The 16,281-nt window shown below is 57.8% G+C and carries 18 protein-coding genes; 14 read left to right on the top strand and 4 right to left on the bottom strand.

The window, feature by feature from the left end:
* Positions 1 to 26 precede the first annotated feature (26 nt).
* The 5 genes from glyA (at position 27) to EH206_RS05850 (ending at position 5,569) form a co-directional block, all read left to right on the top strand.
* On the top strand, positions 27 to 1,280 hold the full coding sequence (gene glyA / locus EH206_RS05830; protein WP_009111869.1) for a serine hydroxymethyltransferase: 1,254 nt from the start codon (positions 27 to 29) through the stop codon (positions 1,278 to 1,280).
* A gap of 172 nt (positions 1,281 to 1,452) precedes the next feature.
* A complete protein-coding gene (locus tag EH206_RS05835) occupies positions 1,453 to 2,610 on the top strand; it encodes a 3-phenylpropionate MFS transporter (protein ID WP_009111870.1) in 1,158 nt (385 codons plus the stop codon).
* 7 nt (positions 2,611 to 2,617) lie between these two features.
* Complete coding sequence (locus tag EH206_RS05840) at positions 2,618 to 3,274, top strand: DUF1007 family protein (protein ID WP_009111871.1); 657 nt, start codon at positions 2,618 to 2,620, stop codon at positions 3,272 to 3,274.
* On the top strand, positions 3,265 to 4,323 hold the full coding sequence (locus tag EH206_RS05845) for a nickel/cobalt transporter (RefSeq protein WP_009111872.1): 1,059 nt from the start codon (positions 3,265 to 3,267) through the stop codon (positions 4,321 to 4,323). The genes EH206_RS05840 and EH206_RS05845 overlap by 10 nt, the downstream gene beginning before the upstream one ends.
* 118 nt (positions 4,324 to 4,441) lie before the next feature.
* Positions 4,442 to 5,569 carry an ABC transporter substrate-binding protein gene (locus EH206_RS05850; RefSeq protein WP_009111873.1) on the top strand — a complete coding sequence of 376 codons (1,128 nt, stop codon included), beginning with the start codon at positions 4,442 to 4,444 and terminating at the stop codon, positions 5,567 to 5,569.
* A gap of 47 nt (positions 5,570 to 5,616) precedes the next feature.
* Here the strand turns inward: EH206_RS05850 and EH206_RS05855 are convergent, their stop codons facing one another.
* The 4 genes from EH206_RS05855 to suhB form a co-directional block, all read right to left on the bottom strand.
* Positions 5,617 to 6,417, bottom strand: coding sequence for an ABC transporter ATP-binding protein (locus tag EH206_RS05855; RefSeq protein WP_009111874.1), 801 nt, complete (start codon positions 6,415 to 6,417; stop codon positions 5,617 to 5,619).
* Positions 6,414 to 7,529: a FecCD family ABC transporter permease gene (locus tag EH206_RS05860; protein WP_009111875.1), complete on the bottom strand. Its 1,116-nt coding sequence runs from the start codon at positions 7,527 to 7,529 to the stop codon at positions 6,414 to 6,416. The genes EH206_RS05855 and EH206_RS05860 overlap by 4 nt, the downstream gene beginning before the upstream one ends.
* A 6-nt stretch (positions 7,530 to 7,535) precedes the next feature.
* The gene (locus EH206_RS05865) at positions 7,536 to 8,666 is read right to left on the bottom strand and encodes an ABC transporter substrate-binding protein (protein ID WP_009111876.1); all 1,131 of its coding nucleotides are present in this window, start codon (positions 8,664 to 8,666) and stop codon (positions 7,536 to 7,538) included.
* Positions 8,667 to 8,835: 169 nt separating this feature from the next.
* Positions 8,836 to 9,639, bottom strand: a complete 804-nt coding sequence (gene suhB, locus EH206_RS05870) for an inositol-1-monophosphatase (protein ID WP_009111877.1) — start codon at positions 9,637 to 9,639, stop codon at positions 8,836 to 8,838.
* A 119-nt stretch (positions 9,640 to 9,758) separates the two neighbouring features.
* On the opposite strand from suhB, the gene trmJ reads away from it, so the two are divergent.
* The 9 genes from trmJ to iscX all read left to right on the top strand — a co-directional run bounded on the left by trmJ (position 9,759) and on the right by iscX (position 16,237).
* A complete protein-coding gene (gene trmJ / locus EH206_RS05875; protein ID WP_009111878.1) occupies positions 9,759 to 10,484 on the top strand; it encodes a tRNA (cytosine(32)/uridine(32)-2'-O)-methyltransferase TrmJ in 726 nt (241 codons plus the stop codon).
* 119 nt (positions 10,485 to 10,603) lie between these two features.
* Positions 10,604 to 11,098, top strand: coding sequence for a Fe-S cluster assembly transcriptional regulator IscR (iscR, locus tag EH206_RS05880; protein WP_009111879.1), 495 nt, complete (start codon positions 10,604 to 10,606; stop codon positions 11,096 to 11,098).
* Positions 11,099 to 11,182: 84 nt separating this feature from the next.
* On the top strand, positions 11,183 to 12,397 hold the full coding sequence (locus tag EH206_RS05885) for an IscS subfamily cysteine desulfurase (RefSeq protein WP_009111880.1): 1,215 nt from the start codon (positions 11,183 to 11,185) through the stop codon (positions 12,395 to 12,397).
* Between the two features lie 24 nt (positions 12,398 to 12,421).
* Complete coding sequence (gene iscU / locus EH206_RS05890) at positions 12,422 to 12,808, top strand: Fe-S cluster assembly scaffold IscU (protein WP_009111881.1); 387 nt, start codon at positions 12,422 to 12,424, stop codon at positions 12,806 to 12,808.
* An 18-nt stretch (positions 12,809 to 12,826) separates the two neighbouring features.
* A complete protein-coding gene (iscA, locus tag EH206_RS05895) occupies positions 12,827 to 13,150 on the top strand; it encodes an iron-sulfur cluster assembly protein IscA (protein ID WP_009111882.1) in 324 nt (107 codons plus the stop codon).
* Between the two features lie 100 nt (positions 13,151 to 13,250).
* Entirely contained in the window at positions 13,251 to 13,769 is a 519-nt protein-coding gene (gene hscB / locus EH206_RS05900) for a co-chaperone HscB (RefSeq protein WP_009111883.1), read from the top strand.
* A 67-nt stretch (positions 13,770 to 13,836) separates the two neighbouring features.
* Positions 13,837 to 15,687 carry a Fe-S protein assembly chaperone HscA gene (gene hscA, locus EH206_RS05905; RefSeq protein WP_009111884.1) on the top strand — a complete coding sequence of 617 codons (1,851 nt, stop codon included), beginning with the start codon at positions 13,837 to 13,839 and terminating at the stop codon, positions 15,685 to 15,687.
* Positions 15,688 to 15,689: 2 nt separating this feature from the next.
* Positions 15,690 to 16,025 (top strand): ISC system 2Fe-2S type ferredoxin, encoded by a 336-nt coding sequence (gene fdx, locus EH206_RS05910; protein WP_009111885.1) that lies wholly within the window; start codon positions 15,690 to 15,692, stop codon positions 16,023 to 16,025.
* 11 nt (positions 16,026 to 16,036) lie between these two features.
* Positions 16,037 to 16,237 carry a Fe-S cluster assembly protein IscX gene (iscX, locus tag EH206_RS05915; protein ID WP_009111886.1) on the top strand — a complete coding sequence of 67 codons (201 nt, stop codon included), beginning with the start codon at positions 16,037 to 16,039 and terminating at the stop codon, positions 16,235 to 16,237.
* The last annotated feature ends 44 nt before the right edge of the window (positions 16,238 to 16,281 follow it).

Raw genomic sequence — 16,281 nt, forward strand, 5'->3', positions numbered from 1 at the left:
TAAGTTAGCTGAGTCAGGAGATGCGGATGTTAAAGCGTGAAATGAACATTGCCGATTATGATGCCGAACTGTGGCAAGCAATGGAGCAGGAAGTGGTGCGTCAGGAAGAGCATATCGAACTGATTGCGTCGGAAAACTATACCAGCCCACGCGTCATGCAGGCTCAGGGTTCGCAGCTGACCAACAAATATGCCGAAGGCTATCCGGGCAAGCGCTATTACGGCGGTTGCGAGTATGTGGACGTGGTTGAGCAACTGGCTATCGATCGCGCCAAAGCGCTGTTCGGCGCCGATTACGCCAACGTACAGCCGCACTCCGGCTCTCAGGCCAACTTTGCCGTCTACACCGCGCTGCTGCAGCCGGGCGATACCATTTTGGGCATGAACCTGGCGCACGGCGGCCACCTGACTCACGGTTCCCCGGTCAACCTGTCCGGTAAACTTTACAACGTCATTCCTTACGGCATCGATGAAAGCGGCAAGATCGATTACGACGAGATGGCGGAACTGGCGCGCACTCATAAGCCGAAAATGATCGTCGGCGGTTTCTCCGCCTATTCCGGCATTGTCGACTGGGCGAAAATGCGTGAAATCGCCGACAGCATCGGCGCGTATCTGTTCGTCGATATGGCGCACGTCGCCGGTCTGGTGGCGGCGGACGTTTATCCGACGCCGATTCCGCACGCCCACATCGTCACCACCACCACCCATAAAACGCTGGCCGGCCCCCGCGGCGGTCTGATTCTGGCGAAAGGCGGCGACGAAGACCTGTATAAGAAGCTGAACTCCGCGGTATTCCCCGGCGGTCAGGGCGGCCCGCTGATGCACGTTATCGCCGGTAAAGCTGTGGCGCTGAAAGAAGCGATGGAGCCTGAATTCAAGGTCTATCAACAGCAGGTGGCCAAAAACGCCAAAGCCATGGTCGAGGTGTTCCTGCAACGGGGCTATAACGTGGTTTCCGGCGGCACCAGCAACCACCTGCTGCTGCTGGATCTGGTCAGCAAGAATATCACCGGTAAAGATGCCGATGCCGCGCTGGGCCGCGCCAATATCACCGTGAATAAAAACAGCGTACCGAACGATCCCAAGAGTCCGTTCGTCACTTCCGGCGTGCGTATCGGTACGCCTGCGGCGACGCGCCGCGGTTTTAAGGAAGCGGAAGTGCGCGAACTGGCGGGCTGGATCTGCGACGTGCTGGACAATATCAACGACGAAGCCACCATCGAGCGCACCAAGCAGAAGGTGCTGGATATCTGCGCTCGCTTCCCGGTTTACGCCTGATAGCAACGCCATCGTCCCGGATGTCGCTTCCGGGGCTAAATCAAGACGCCAGCCTTTGCGCCGGCGTTTTTTTTATCTTTAGCTCGATCCCCGCTTAGCGCCTTTTATGGTGAATAACGCATTGCGCCGGCGCCCGCTCTCTGACAGAGTAGCCAACCAATGAGGGGGAGTTATGGTTCTGCATTCAACGCGTTGGCTGGCGCTAAGCTATTTCACTTACTTTTTTTGTTATGGCATTTTCCTGCCGTTCTGGGGCGGGTGGTTAAAAGGCGAGGGGCTTTCCGCCGAATCCATCGGCGTGCTGCTGGGGGCCGGTCTGGTCGCCCGTTGCGTCGGTAGTCTGGTGATTACGCCCTGCGTGAAAGATCCGTCGAAACTGATACTGGCATTGCGGATGCTGGGGTTGCTGACGCTGGGGCTATCCGTCGGCTTCTGGTTAGGTAATGCCTGGTTATGGCTGCTGTTGGTGATGATCGGCTTTAATCTGTTTTTTGCCCCGCTGGTGCCCTTGACGGATGCGCTGGCCGCTATCTGGCAACGGCAGATCGCCATGGATTATGGCAAGGTGCGGGTCTGGGGATCGATTGCTTTTGTCATCGGTTCCGCCGTTACCGGCGAGCTGGTGTCCGTCTGGGGGCATCCGGCGATTCTGGCGATCCTGAGCGCCGGGCTGGTGGCGATGTTTCTTGGCATGTTGTTTCGCCCCAGCGTGATGCCGGAAGCTGCCGTCTCTGCAACGCAATCGACGGTCGTCACGCCCTGGAAACCCCTGCTTCGCGAACCTGCGGTATGGCGTTTCTTGCTGTGCGTGTCCCTGTTGCAAGGGGCGCATGCGGCATACTATGGTTTCAGCGTGATTTACTGGCAGGATGCCGGTTATTCCGCATCGATTATCGGCTATCTGTGGTCGTTGGGGGTGGCGGCGGAAATTGTTATTTTCACCTTTAGCCAGCGCCTGTTTCGCCGCTGGAGCGCCAGAGATTTATTACTGCTTTCCGCGCTGTGCGGCGTGGTTCGCTGGGGGATGATGGGGTCGACGGTGGCGCTGCCGTGGCTGATTGTGATACAGATATTGCACTGCGGCACCTTTACCGTGTGCCACCTGGCGGCGATGCGCTTTATCGCCGCGCGCAGCGGCGGCGACGTATTACGGTTGCAGGCGGTCTATTCAGCGCTGGCGATGGGCGGGGGCATCGCACTGATGACCGTGGTTTCCGGCTTCCTGTTCGAGCATTCGCCGAACGGAACCTTTTGGGTGATGGCGATGCTGGCGGTTCCGGCGCTGTTTGTGCGTCCTTCAGTCAGCGGGCGGGCTGCCAGAAAGGCATAAGGAGTAGATGTTGTTGCATAACCTGTTAATGCGCTGGCGCCTAAGCCTGTTGACGGCCGTTATGGTGCTCGGCGGCCCGCCGGCGTTGGCCCATCCGCATAGCTTTATCGAGATGCAAACCACGGTTGAGAGTCAAAACGAACGAATTACCGGCCTGCGGATGCGCTGGACCATGGATCCCATTACCTCGGCGGACCTGCTTTACGATGCGGGCAATGCGGCGAAAGACTCGGAAGTGTGGAAAAAACTGGCGGCGGAGGTGATGGCCAACGTGCTGGGACAGCACTACTTCACCGAAATCTACCGCGCTAACCAGTCGGTGAAATATGCGCCGATGCCGAGCGAATACCACCTTTCCCGCCAGGGCAATCAGGCGGTGCTGGAGTTCGTCCTGCCGCTGGCGCATCCCCAGCCGCTGGCGGGGAAACCGCTGCTGATTGCCACTTACGATCCCACCTATTTCGTCGATATATCTTACCCGGATGAAAGCGCCGTCAGGCTGGCGCCCGCGCTGGCCTCCCGCTGCAAAACCACGCTGGTGACGCCGACGCCCAGCGTGGATTTACAGTCCTATGCGCTCTCTCTGGATAAAAATGACTCGCCGGGAGAAGATATGGAACTCGGTAAGCAATTTGCCCAGCAGGTGACGTTACAATGTCAGTAAATGTGAGTGAGCCGCCGCAGCGGCGTCGACCCCTGTTAAAACTGTGGCCGCTGTGGCTGTTTTTCTTGCTGCTCGCGCTGGCGCTGCGTGAGGTGATTGGCCACTGGCCGCAAATCGTGCTGCAAAGCGCGGTGTGGCAAAAATCGCTGCACCAGCAGATGTCGCAACTCTTGCAGATGGTGGCAGACCGGCCGCATCAGGCGGGGCTTGGCCTGATGGCGTTCAGCCTGGCGTACGGCGTGCTGCACGCCGTCGGGCCGGGGCACGGCAAGGTGGTCATCATGACCTATCTGGCGACCCATCCCTCCAAACTGAAAAGCAGCCTGCGCCTGACCTTCGCCGCTTCGCTGGTGCAAGGACTCATGGCGGTACTGCTGGTTTCCGTGGTGTTGGGGATATTACAGCTTTCAAGCCGCACGCTGCACAGCAGCAGTTTCTGGCTGGAGAAAGGGAGCTTTATCCTGGTGGCCGGGCTGGGCGCGCTGCTCTGCTTTCGGGCGGTCAGGCAGCTGTATTTCACGCTTTTCCTCCGACCTAAACCGGCGACCATTCTGCGCCTGACCCCGCTTAACCCGGCGGACGATCGCCGCATTCGTCCTTTGGGCGCGGTATCTGCGCTCGATCATCAACACCATGCCGATTGCGGATGCGGGCACCGGCATCTTCCCAGCGATGAGGAGCTAAGCCGGGACGGCCACTGGCGCACCCGGCTGATGATCGTACTGGCGATGGGCATGCGGCCCTGCTCCGGGGCGATACTGATATTGCTGTTTTCCAAGGTAATTGGCGTATTCCTCTGGGGGATCGCCGCGGCGCTGGTGATGGCGCTGGGAACGGCGCTGACCATTTCCGCGCTGGCGATGCTGGTATTTTATTGTCGCCGGCTGGTGGAACGTCTGAGCGGGAAGGGTACGCCGTCCGTCGGGCAGCGCGCCGCCTGGTCGCTATTGTCGTTGGCGGGCGGAGTTATTCTGCTGGGCAGCGGCGTTTTGCTCTATCTGAGCGCGCAGCCGGCAATGATGGGCGGGATCCGCCCCTTTGCCGGGTGATGTTACCTGCCGTTAACAATTATATAAAAACACATTGCCTGTTTTAACATCAGCATTATATTATCCCGCTTCGTCGATAATGATTATCATTTGTAGTTTTTGCCGGAGAAGGGAATAAATGAAAAAGTGGCTGTGCTCGCTGGTCGCCATATTGAGTTTAGGCGCCGTTTTTGCGCTTAGCGCCGCGCCGATTGTGATTGAAGACGTCAGCGGCAGAAAGGTTGAAATTAACTCCACGGTTCAACGGATTATTTTAGGCGAGGGGCGGCAAATTTACCTGCTGGCCGCCTTTGATACCGAAGCGCCGTTCCAGCGCGTAGTGGGCTGGCGCGACGATCTGCCGAAAGCGGATTATGACGGCTATCTGGCCTATGAAAATAAATACCCGGCGATTAAAAAACTGCCCACCTTCGGCGGCGCGAAAGACGGCACCTTTAACGTCGAGCAGGCGCTGACGTTAAAGCCCGATCTGGTGCTGATGAACCTGGAGTCGAAGGCCGCTACGGACGAAGGGAAGCTGATTGATAAACTCGCTTCGCTGGGCATCCCGGTGGTGTTTATCGATTTCCGCGAAAAGCCGTTTGAGAATGCCGAAAAAAGTATTCATATCATGGGGCAACTGCTGGGCAAACCGCAGCGCGCCGAGGAGATTATCCAGTTCCGCCGTCAGCAGATTGACCTCGTTACCGAGCGGCTGAAAAATTATCAGGGTCCGCGGCCGAAAGTGATGATCGATCGCGCGGGGGGCTATGAAGACGAATGCTGCATGTCGTTCGGCAACGAAAACTTTGGCCGCATGGTGGAGGTGGCCGGCGGCGAGAACATTGCCAAGAACCTGATCCCCGGCACCTTTGGGTCGCTCAATCCGGAGCAGATTATCAGCGCGCGGCCGGATGTGGTGATCGTGACCGGCGCGAACTGGAAAAACTACAATACGGCTAACGGCTGGGTAGGGGTCGGCCCCGGCGCCGATCGCCAGGCTGCGTTGCAACGTCTGCAAAAGCTGATGGAACGCGCCGCATTTAAAACGCTGCCTGTGGCGACCAACGGTAATGCGCACGCCATCTGGCATCAGTTCTACGACAGCCCGTATCAGTTCGTCGCCATCCAGGCCATCACCAAATGGCTGCATCCGGATCTGTTTAAAGATATCGATCCGGACGCCACCTTCCGCACCTTCCACGAGAAGTTTCTGCCGCTGCCGTATCAGCCCGGTTACTGGGTGACGCTGCCGGCAAAATCCTGATTGACAAAAAACGCGCTGACGGCGGTTTGCCGTCGGCGCCTGTCTGACTAACTGCTCGGTTCGCTGACCAACCCGTCGATAATCACCTGCGGAATGCCTTGCGAACAGCGTTCGATACGTCCTTTCACGCCATAGACCGCGGCCAGGCTTTCCGGGCTGATTACCTCGGCGGGGGCGCCATTGGCAATCAGGTTGCCGTTTTGCAGCATCAGCACGTGATCGCCGTGACGCAGGGCGATATTGATATCGTGCACCACCACCACGGTGATCATGCCCCGTTTGCGCGTTTCCCGGCGCACCAGATCCATCACGTGGAACTGATAGTTCAGATCCAGCGCGCTGAGGGGCTCATCCAGCAGCAGCAGCGAAGGTTGGCGAATTAACGACTGCGCCAGCCCGACCAGCTGCTTTTGCCCGCCGGAAAGCTGATCGAGGTAGCTTAACGCCAGATGCTCGATGCCCAGCTGTTTCAGCAGCGCCATCACTTCGGACTGACTGTTGGCGCCGTGCAGGCCGCCGGAGGCGCGCTGGGCGACGATAATGGATTCCAGTACGTGCAGGTGCACGCCGGCCGGCAGGGACTGCGGCAGGTAAACCACTTTTTCCGCCCGCTTGGCGAACGACAGCTGCATCAGGTTGCTCTCGTCCAGCCACAGTTCGCCCTCGCAGGCCCCCAGCCCGGCCATGGCGCGCAGCAGCGTGGATTTACCGCTGCCGTTCGGCCCGAGCAACACGGTGATTTTTCCGCGCGGCAGCAAGGGGACGGACAGATCGTCAATCACCTGGCGTTTAGGGTAGCCCGCCCGAAAATGCGCGATGCGTAATCCCGAAGATATCGGCTGGCTCATACGTTCCCCCTGTGGCGCAGAATAATGCTCAGGAAGAAAGGCACGCCGACCAGCGAGGTGACGATCCCGACGGGAATAATTACGCCGGGGATCAGATTCTTCGAGGCCACGGAAGCCAGCGAAAGCACCAGCGCGCCGATAAGCGCGCTGGCGGGGAGGTAGAAGCGGTGATCCTCGCCGAATATCATGCGGGCGATGTGCGGCGCCACCAGACCGATAAAACCGATCGGACCGACGAAGGCCACCGAGATGGCCGACAGAATGCTGATGCGCAGCAGGGTCGCCAGACGCAGACGCCGCACGTTAATCCCGAAGCTGACGGCGCGATCTTCCCCCAGCCGCAACGCGGTGAGTTTCCAGGCGCTCATCAGCGACAGCGGCATCACGGCCAGCAGCACCAGCAGCAAAATCCCCAGCTTTTCCCAGGATGCCCGCGCCAGACTGCCCATGGTCCAGAACACCAGCCCTTGCAGCGTGTCTTCGTTGGCGATGAATTGCAGCATGGAAACCAGCGCGTTAAAGGTAAACACCAGCGCAATGCCGAACAGCACCACGCCGGAGGTGGCCACCTGGGTCCAGCGCGTAATGCCGTCCAGCAGCAGCACGGCCAGCAGGGCAAAGAAAAAGGCGTTGGCGGAAATAAACCACTGCGCCGGTATGCCGGGAATCCCGATCCCCAGTACGATGGCGAGCGCCGCGCCGAACGCCGCGGCGGACGACACGCCGAGCGTAAACGGGCTGGCCAGCGGGTTATTGAGGATGGTTTGCATCTCCGCGCCCGCCAGACCGAGCGACAGCCCGACGATAATCGCCATCAGAGCATAAGGCAGACGAATCTCCCAGACGATCACCCGGGTGCCCGCGTCGGCCAGTTCGGGGTGGGTCAGCGTTTGCCATAACACCTCCAGCGTCAGCCCCGCGGGACCCATGGTGAAATCCAGCAGCAGCGAGCCGACGATCGCCGCAACCAGCAGCGCGATGGCGCTCATCCGGCGGCGCACAATATGCCGATAGCGGTGCGCGACATCATTTTCGGAACCTTGGTTTCCTAAAATGGGCTTTCCCGCTGCGTCTGACGCGCTGGTAATTTTGCGATGGGTTGTTACGCTCATAAAGGATTACTTAGCCGGTTTCCAGAAAAAGATAAACTCGCTGTCGGGCAAGCCGGTGAAATGGCGCACAACATAACGGTAGTTTGCATCCGGATCCAGCGTGGAAAACTGCTGCGGATAGATGGCTTTTGCCAGATATTCCATGCCGATGATATTGAACGGATTGTTATAAAACTGATGGTAGATGCCGTAGGTCTTTTTTTGCTGCACGGCCGGAATCTGGCTGACCCCGGTACGGTTTAACAATATGGCGGCCTGCGCATCAATGCTTTTCTCATCGGCGCCCAGGCCGAACGGCAGCGGATTCACGCTGCCGTTGGTTTTACCCCGTTTGGCGCCCGTCATGATGTAGGCGTCCGGTTTCATGCTGATAAGTTTTTCCAATGAAACGTAGCCGTTGGCGCCCGGCAGTAATTCAGAGCCGATATTACGCGCCCCGACGGCTTCCACCAGTCCGCCCCAGCCGTTGTGGGCATGGCTAAAGCAGCAGGAGTCCGAACGCCCGGCCCAGGCTTCGACAAACACGTTTGCCTTGACCGGCAACGATGCCGTCTGTTTCTGGATATCAGCCAGATGCCGGCGATAAAAGTCGGTATAGGCTTTGGCGTTCTCTTCCCTGTTCAACACTTTACCCAGCAGGTCAATGCTGGGGGCGGTATTCCGCACCGGGTTGACCTCATAGTCGACAAACACCAGCGGAATATTCAGAGCTTTCAGCTTGTTGATAATGCCGTTGTCCGCTAGCGATGGTTTGGCGCGCAGCTGCGCGATCATCAGATCCGGCCGTTTCGACAGCACGCTCTCCAGTTCAACCTCTCCCTTGTCGCCAAAGCCCATATCCAGGATTTCGGCGGCCTGCGGCCATTTTTGCGTCATCAGCGCCCAGGTGGCCGCATCCGATCTTTTCGGCAGGTTATTCCAGGCGACCAGGCGTTGAAACGGATTCTCCTTGTCGAGCAGGGCCAGTGCCATGATGTCGCGGCCATCCTGCAGCACGATGCGCTGCGGTTCCCGTTTGATTTCGATTTCCTGCCCGTCGATATCCGTAACGGTGAGCGGATATTGCGTGGCGAGGCCGGCAAAAGGAGCGGTTAGCGATGCGGTCAGCAAAAGACCAAATAGCGTTTTCTTGAGCATTGTCCTGATCCTGGTATTTTCCATTTTTGAAGAAAAATGATTTTAATAACTATTCTCATATATTTATAGAATTACTCTACGGATGGAAGCCCGCAACGGGCTGGAATAATTAAAAAAAGCATGCCAGCACTGGGCTGGCATGGCTTGTTACAGATTGTAGCGAAGGGTATCAGCGTTTTAGCGCATCGCTAAGGCTATCGCGGATCGTCGACAGAATGGATTTCACCACGCGCGGATTACCTGCAATCAGGTTGCCGGAAGCAAGATAATTATGGCCGCCGACGAAGTCGGTGACGATGCCGCCCGCTTCGCGCACCAGCAGTTCGCCGCCGGCGAAGTCCCATGGTTTCAGGCCGATCTCGAAAAAGCCGTCAACGCGGCCGGCGGCGACATAGGCCAGATCCAGCGCGGCGGAACCGGTGCGGCGGAAATCAGCGCATTGGGTAAACAGCGCTTCGAGGATGTTGATATAGCTTTTGGCGTGCTGTTTGGCTTTGAACGGGAAACCGGTCGCCAGCACCGTGCCGTCCAGATCGCGGGCATTACTGGTGCGCAGGCGGTAGCCGTTCAACTGGGCACCCTGGCCGCGGGTGGCGGTAAACAGTTCATTGCGCATGGGATCGTAAACTACGGCGACTTCAGTGCGGCCTTTGATGCGTACCGCGATGGAGACCGCGAAGTGCGGCAGACGTTTGATAAAGTTGGTGGTGCCATCCAGCGGATCGATAACCCATTGCACATCCTGATCTTCCCCCGTCAGCTCGCCGCACTCTTCACCAATAATGGTGTGTTGCGGATAAGACTTGCGGATAACTTCAACGATCAGGCGCTCGGCATCCCGGTCAACGTTGGTGACAAAATCATTATTGCCTTTTTGACTGGCTTCTACGGCGTCGGGGGTTTCGTAATTTTTAGCAATTAAATTACCGCCTTTACGCGCAGCGCGTATAGCGATGTTGAGCATCGGGTGCATGGTATCGTCCACTGGAATGTTAAAGAACAGAAAGCGGGGCGCATTATAGCAGGGGAAAATGAAAATATCTAAGATTGTGTTAGAATGCTGCGATTTCCTCCTCGCATTACAGAGTCCGCATGTTACACAATATTCGCATTGTTCTGGTTGAAACGTCCCACACCGGCAATATGGGGTCGGTCGCCAGAGCGATGAAAACCATGGGGTTGAGTCAACTCTATCTGGTTAATCCGTTGGTAAAACCCGACTCGCAGGCGATTGCCCTATCCGCCGGCGCCAGCGACGTGATTGGCAATGCCGTGCTGGTCGACACACTGGATCAGGCCCTTGAGGGGTGCGGTCTGGTGGTGGGAACCAGTGCGCGTTCTCGCACCTTGCCCTGGCCGATGCTGGAGCCGCGGGAGTGCGGGGTACGCAGCGCCCGGGAAGCGGAACACGCGCCTGTCGCGCTGGTGTTCGGCCGGGAACGCGTCGGCCTGACCAACGATGAACTGCAAAAGTGCCACTACCATGTTGCTATTCCGGCGAACCCGGAGTATAGCTCGTTGAATCTGGCGATGGCCGTGCAGATCCTGGCCTATGAAGTTCGCGTCGCCCATCTGGACCGTTTGCAGGCGGGCCAGGATGAGCACGGCGCAACGCCTTACCCGCTGGCGGACGATCTGGAACGTTTTTACCAGCACCTTGAACAGACGCTGCTGCAAACGGGCTTTATCCGGCAGGCGCATCAAGGACAGGTGATGAATAAGCTACGCCGGCTGTTTACCCGTGCCCGGCCGGAGAGCCAGGAATTGAACATTCTGCGCGGCATACTGAGTTCGGTGCAGAAAAATAAGCACGAATAATACTTGAGTGGTTTACCGGGTTAAATAGTTGACTAAAACAGTCGGGAATGTCAGACTCAGGCCATGTTTAGCCAATACATGTTCCAATAATACATGTTTTATCTACAGGTACCACTATCATGAGACTGACATCTAAAGGCCGCTATGCCGTTACCGCCATGCTCGATGTGGCTCTGCACTCCAAGGAAGGCCCGGTTCCGCTTGCCGATATCTCGGAACGTCAGGGGATTTCGCTCTCCTATCTGGAACAGCTGTTTTCACGCTTGCGTAAAAACGGTCTGGTTGCCAGCGTGCGCGGTCCGGGAGGCGGTTATCTGTTGGGTAAACACGCCAAAGAGATCGCGGTGGGTGCGGTGATCTCCGCCGTAGACGAGTCCGTGGACGCGACGCGTTGCCAGGGACGCGAAACCTGCCAGGGCGGCGAGCGTTGTCTGACGCACACGCTGTGGCGCGATCTGAGCGACCGCATCACCGACTTTTTGAACAATATTACGCTGGATGAACTGGTGAATAATAAAGAAGTGCTGGACGTTGCTGATCGTCAGGAAGCCGATACGCGCCGTGTCGCCAACGGACGCACACAGGACACCATTAACGTCAATTTGCGCGCCTGATATTTTTTATTTTTAACAACATATATTCCTAATAAAAACAAGACGCTTTGCACGTTTTGAAGTGATGTACGGAGTTTATGAGCAATGAAGTTACCGATTTATCTGGACTATTCAGCCACCACGCCGGTTGATCCGCGCGTGGCTGAAAAAATGATGCAGTTTTTAACCCTGGACGGTACTTTTGGCAACCCCGCTTCCCGCTCCCACCGTTTTGGCTGGCAGGCGGAAGAAGCCGTCGATATCGCCCGTAATCAAATTGCTGAACTGGTGGGCGCGGACCCTCGAGAGATCGTGTTTACCTCCGGCGCGACCGAAGCGGATAATCTGGCCGTTAAAGGCGCCGCCAACTTCTATCAGAAGAAAGGCAAGCACATTATTACCAGCAAAACGGAACATAAAGCGGTGCTCGACACCTGTCGCCAACTGGAGCGCGAAGGGTTTGACGTCACCTATCTGGCGCCGCAGCGCAACGGCATTATCGATCTGCAACAGCTGCAAGCCGCCATGCGTGACGACACCATTCTGGTTTCCATCATGCACGTGAATAATGAGATCGGCGTGGTGCAGGATATTGCCGCCATCGGCGAAATATGCCGCAGCCGCGGCATCGTGTTCCACGTCGACGCCACCCAGAGCGTGGGCAAACTGCCCATCGATCTGAGCCAGTTAAAAGTGGATCTGATGTCTTTCTCCGGCCATAAAATTTATGGACCGAAAGGCATCGGCGCGCTGTACGTGCGCCGTAAGCCCCGCATTCGGATCGAGGCGCAGATGCACGGCGGCGGCCATGAACGCGGTATGCGTTCCGGCACCTTGCCCGTTCATCAAATCGTCGGTATGGGCGAAGCCTACCGTATCGCCAGGGAAGAAATGGCCGACGAGGCGGCGCGTCTGCGCACGCTACGCGATCGTCTGTGGCACGGTATCAATGATATCGAGGAAGTCTATCTGAATGGCGACATTGAGCATGGCGCGCCGAATATTCTCAACGTCAGCTTCAACTATGTTGAAGGCGAATCGCTGATTATGGCGCTGAAGGATCTGGCCGTTTCGTCCGGCTCCGCCTGTACCTCGGCCAGCCTGGAACCCTCCTACGTATTACGTGCGCTGGGCATGAACGATGAGCTGGCGCACAGTTCTATCCGTTTCTCCCTGGGGCGTTTTACCACGGAAGAAGAGATCGACTACGCCATTGAGTTGGTGCGTAAATCCATTGGCCGCCTGCGCGAACTTTCCCCGCTGTGGGAAATGTACCAGCAGGGCGTGGATATCGGCAGCATCGAATGGGCGCATCACTGATTCGCAGGACGGGGGACGACGACTATGGCTTACAGCGAAAAAGTAATTGATCACTACGAAAATCCACGCAATGTAGGGTCGTTTGATAACGCCGACCCGAGCATCGGCAGCGGGATGGTGGGCGCGCCGGCCTGCGGCGATGTGATGAAGTTGCAGATCAAGGTCAACAATGACGGCATTATTGAAGATGCCCGTTTCAAGACGTACGGTTGCGGCTCCGCCATTGCATCCAGCTCACTGGTCACCGAGTGGGTGAAAGGCAAATCGCTCAACGAAGCGGAAACGATTAAGAATACCCAGATTGCCGAAGAACTTGAGCTGCCGCCGGTAAAAATCCACTGCTCCATTTTGGCGGAAGATGCCATCAAAGCCGCTATCGCCGATTATAAAAGTAAACGTGAAGCCAAATAAATTGCCGAGGTTGGTCATATGTCAATTTCTTTGAGCGATAGTGCCGCACAACGGGTAAACGCCTTTATGGCCAATCGGGGTAAGGGCCTTGGCCTGCGCCTTGGGGTGCGGACATCCGGGTGTTCCGGTATGGCGTATGTGCTGGAATTTGTCGATGACGTCAATGCCGACGATGTGGTTTTCGAGGATAAGGGCGTCAAGGTCATTATCGATGGCAAAAGCCTGGTCTATCTCGACGGCACCGAACTGGATTTCGTCAAGGAAGGGTTGAACGAAGGCTTTAAGTTCAATAACCCTAACGTCACCGGCGAATGCGGATGCGGCGAAAGTTTTAACGTCTGACCGTTAGCGGGTTAGCGAGCACTCCCTGTCTCTTGCGGTTATCGGCCGTAAAGAGACAGCGGCAAACAGCGACAATGACCCACAACCCTTAGAGCGCGCTATGGATTACTTTACCTTGTTCGGGCTGCCGATTCGCTATGATGTGGATGGCAGCCTGCTTGTTTCTCGTTTTCAGGAACTGCAACGGCAGTTTCACCCCGATCGCTTTGCGGCCAGCCCGGAAAGGGAGCGTATGCTGGCATTGCAGCAGGCGGCAACGATCAATAACGCCTATCAGGCGTTGAAACATCCGCTGAAACGCGCGGAGTATATGTTATCTTTGCACGGTTTCGATTTAAGCAACGAGCAGCATACGCTGCGCGACGCCGCTTTTCTGATGGAACAGCTCGAATTACGCGAAGAGCTGGACGCCATTGCGCGCCTTTCCGATGCCGAAGCAGCGCTGGCGGAGTTTGCCGGGCGTTTGCAGTCGATGCTGGTTGAACGCAGCGGGAAAATGCGCAATCAGCTGGATGGCGAATCCTGGGCCGATGCGGCGGATACCGTGCGCAAACTGCGTTTTTTCGACAAGCTCCGGCAACAGGTTGAACAACTCGAAGAACAGTTGCTGGATAGATAAATTTTTAATCCGGCGGGGAACGCACCGCACATAGGTTTTCCCGCCAGCCAATTGATGGAAGCTCAATATGGCCTTATTACAAATCAGTGAGCCCGGTCTCAGCGCGGCGCCGCACCAGCGTCGTCTGGCCGTCGGCATCGATTTAGGCACCACCCATTCCCTGGTCGCCACCGTGCGCAGCGGCGAAGCGCAAACCCTGGCCGACGATAAAGGCCGCGATCTGCTGCCCTCCGTAGTCCGCTATCATGCCGCGGGGCATGAGGTAGGCTGGCAAGCCCGTGAAAAGGGGGCTGACGACCCGGCCAATACCGTCAGTTCGATAAAACGGATGATGGGGCGCTCGCTGGCCGACGTGCGGCAGCGCTATCCCCATTTACCCTATCAATACGGCGTCAGCGATAACGGCCTGCCGTTGATCCGGACGCCGGCTGGAGACAAAAACCCGGTTCAGGTGTCGGCGGATATCCTCTCCGCTCTGGCGCAGCGGGCGCGGGAAGCACTGGGCGGCGCGCCGGATGGCGTGGTGATCACCGTTCCCGCCTATTTTGACGACGCCCAGCGTCAGGGCACCAAAGACGCCGCGCGTTTGGCCGGGCTGCACGTGCTGCGTCTGCTCAACGAGCCGACGGCGGCGGCCATCGCCTACGGGCTGGACTCCGCTAAAGAAGGGACGATCGCCGTTTACGATCTGGGCGGCGGCACCTTTGATATTTCTATTCTGCGCCTGAGCCGCGGCGTATTCGAAGTGCTGGCCACCGGCGGCGATTCGGCGCTGGGCGGCGATGATTTCGATAACTTGCTGGTGGAGTGGCTGCGCGAGCAGGCCGGCATCACCGCGCGCGACGATCATCATTTGCAGCATGCCCTGAGAGAGGCGGCGATCCGCGCCAAGATCGCATTAAGCAGCGCAGAGTCGACCACGATCGAGGTGGCGGGCTGGCGGGGCGAGATCGCCAGAAGCCAATTCAATACGTTGATTGCCGCGCTGCTCAAACGCACGCTGCTGTCGTGCCGCCGCACCCTGAAAGACGCCGGGATTACGCCGGATGAGGTGCGGGAAGTGGTGATGGTCGGCGGCTCCACCCGCGTGCCGCTGGTGCGCGAACAGGTAGGCGAGTTTTTTGGCCGCACTCCGCTGACCTCCATCGATCCGGATAAAGTGGTGGCGATTGGCGCGGCGATTCAGGCGGATATTCTGGTGGGCAACAAGCCGGACAGCGAAATGCTGCTGCTGGACGTTATTCCGCTGTCGCTGGGGCTGGAAACCATGGGCGGGCTGGTGGAGAAAATCATTCCGCGCAACACCACCATCCCGGTCGCCCGGGCGCAGGAGTTCACCACCTTCAAAGACGGTCAGAGCGGGATGATGATCCACGTTTTGCAGGGGGAGCGGGAACTGGTGCAGGATTGCCGCTCCCTCGGCCGCTTTACGCTGCGCGGCCTGCCGCCGCTGCCCGCGGGCGGCGCCCATATTCGCGTCACCTTTCAGGTGGATGCCGACGGCTTATTGAGCGTGACGGCGATGGAGAAATCGACGGGCGTGGAAGCCTCTATTCAGGTCAAACCTTCGTACGGTCTGAACGACACCGAAATCGCCGCCATGATTAAAGACGCCATGCTGAACGCGCAGGGCGACGTGGGCGCGCGGATGCTGGCGGAACGGCAGGTTGAGGCCGCCCGGGTGCTGGAAAGCCTGCACGGCGCGCTGGCTTCCGACGCCGACTTACTCAGCGACGATGAAAAAGCCGCCGTCGACGCCGCCGCCGAACGGCTGCGCCAGACGATGGCGGGCACGGATGCGTCGGCGATTGAATCCGCCATTAAAACAGTAGATCAACAAACCCAGGCGTTCGCCGCCCGGCGGATGGACGCCTCCATTCGTCGCGCGCTGGCGGGCTATTCTGTGGACGAGGTTTAAACATGCCCAAGATTGTTTTGCTGCCGCATCAGGATCTGTGTCCTGAAGGGGCGGTTTTGGAAGCAGAGCGTGGAGAAAGTATTCTGAACGCGGCGCTGCGCAACGGTATCGAAATTGAGCATGCCTGCGAGAAATCCTGCGCCTGCACCACCTGCCACTGTATCGTCCGGGAAGGGTTCGATTCGCTGGCGGAGAGTACGGAAGAGGAAGATGACATGCTGGACAAGGCATGGGGGCTGGAGACGGAAAGCCGGTTAGGTTGCCAGGCGCGGGTAGCGGATGAGGATCTGGTGGTTGAAATCCCGCGCTATACGATTAATCATGCACGTGAACATTGACGGGAGTGGCAATGGGATTGAAATGGACGGACAGCCGTGGGATCGGCGAAGCGCTTTACGATCGGTTTCCCGATCTCGATCCGAAAACCGTGCGGTTTACCGATATGCACCAGTGGATTTGCGAATTGGAAGAATTCGACGACGCGCCGGATGCGTCCAGCGAGAAAATTCTGGAAGCGATCCTGCTGGTCTGGTTAGATGAAGCGGAATAGTTGGACATCACGGGCTGCCTGTTACGGCGGCCCGCACTGTTTTT

The sequence above is a fragment of the Brenneria nigrifluens DSM 30175 = ATCC 13028 genome (assembly GCF_005484965.1).
Lineage (GTDB): Bacteria > Pseudomonadota > Gammaproteobacteria > Enterobacterales > Enterobacteriaceae > Brenneria > Brenneria nigrifluens.

Coding starts and splice junctions, on each gene's coding strand:
- glyA (WP_009111869.1), top strand. CDS start 27: ATGTTAAAGCGTGAAATGAACATTGCCGATTATGATGCCGAACTGTGG.
- EH206_RS05860 (WP_009111875.1), bottom strand. CDS start 7,529: ATGAGCGTAACAACCCATCGCAAAATTACCAGCGCGTCAGACGCAGCG.
- EH206_RS05835 (WP_009111870.1), top strand. CDS start 1,453: ATGGTTCTGCATTCAACGCGTTGGCTGGCGCTAAGCTATTTCACTTAC.
- iscU (WP_009111881.1), top strand. CDS start 12,422: ATGGCTTACAGCGAAAAAGTAATTGATCACTACGAAAATCCACGCAAT.
- EH206_RS05865 (WP_009111876.1), bottom strand. CDS start 8,666: ATGCTCAAGAAAACGCTATTTGGTCTTTTGCTGACCGCATCGCTAACC.
- trmJ (WP_009111878.1), top strand. CDS start 9,759: ATGTTACACAATATTCGCATTGTTCTGGTTGAAACGTCCCACACCGGC.
- iscX (WP_009111886.1), top strand. CDS start 16,037: ATGGGATTGAAATGGACGGACAGCCGTGGGATCGGCGAAGCGCTTTAC.
- EH206_RS05850 (WP_009111873.1), top strand. CDS start 4,442: ATGAAAAAGTGGCTGTGCTCGCTGGTCGCCATATTGAGTTTAGGCGCC.
- fdx (WP_009111885.1), top strand. CDS start 15,690: ATGCCCAAGATTGTTTTGCTGCCGCATCAGGATCTGTGTCCTGAAGGG.
- EH206_RS05885 (WP_009111880.1), top strand. CDS start 11,183: ATGAAGTTACCGATTTATCTGGACTATTCAGCCACCACGCCGGTTGAT.
- hscA (WP_009111884.1), top strand. CDS start 13,837: ATGGCCTTATTACAAATCAGTGAGCCCGGTCTCAGCGCGGCGCCGCAC.
- iscR (WP_009111879.1), top strand. CDS start 10,604: ATGAGACTGACATCTAAAGGCCGCTATGCCGTTACCGCCATGCTCGAT.
- suhB (WP_009111877.1), bottom strand. CDS start 9,639: ATGCACCCGATGCTCAACATCGCTATACGCGCTGCGCGTAAAGGCGGT.
- iscA (WP_009111882.1), top strand. CDS start 12,827: ATGTCAATTTCTTTGAGCGATAGTGCCGCACAACGGGTAAACGCCTTT.
- hscB (WP_009111883.1), top strand. CDS start 13,251: ATGGATTACTTTACCTTGTTCGGGCTGCCGATTCGCTATGATGTGGAT.
- EH206_RS05845 (WP_009111872.1), top strand. CDS start 3,265: ATGTCAGTAAATGTGAGTGAGCCGCCGCAGCGGCGTCGACCCCTGTTA.
- EH206_RS05840 (WP_009111871.1), top strand. CDS start 2,618: ATGTTGTTGCATAACCTGTTAATGCGCTGGCGCCTAAGCCTGTTGACG.
- EH206_RS05855 (WP_009111874.1), bottom strand. CDS start 6,417: ATGAGCCAGCCGATATCTTCGGGATTACGCATCGCGCATTTTCGGGCG.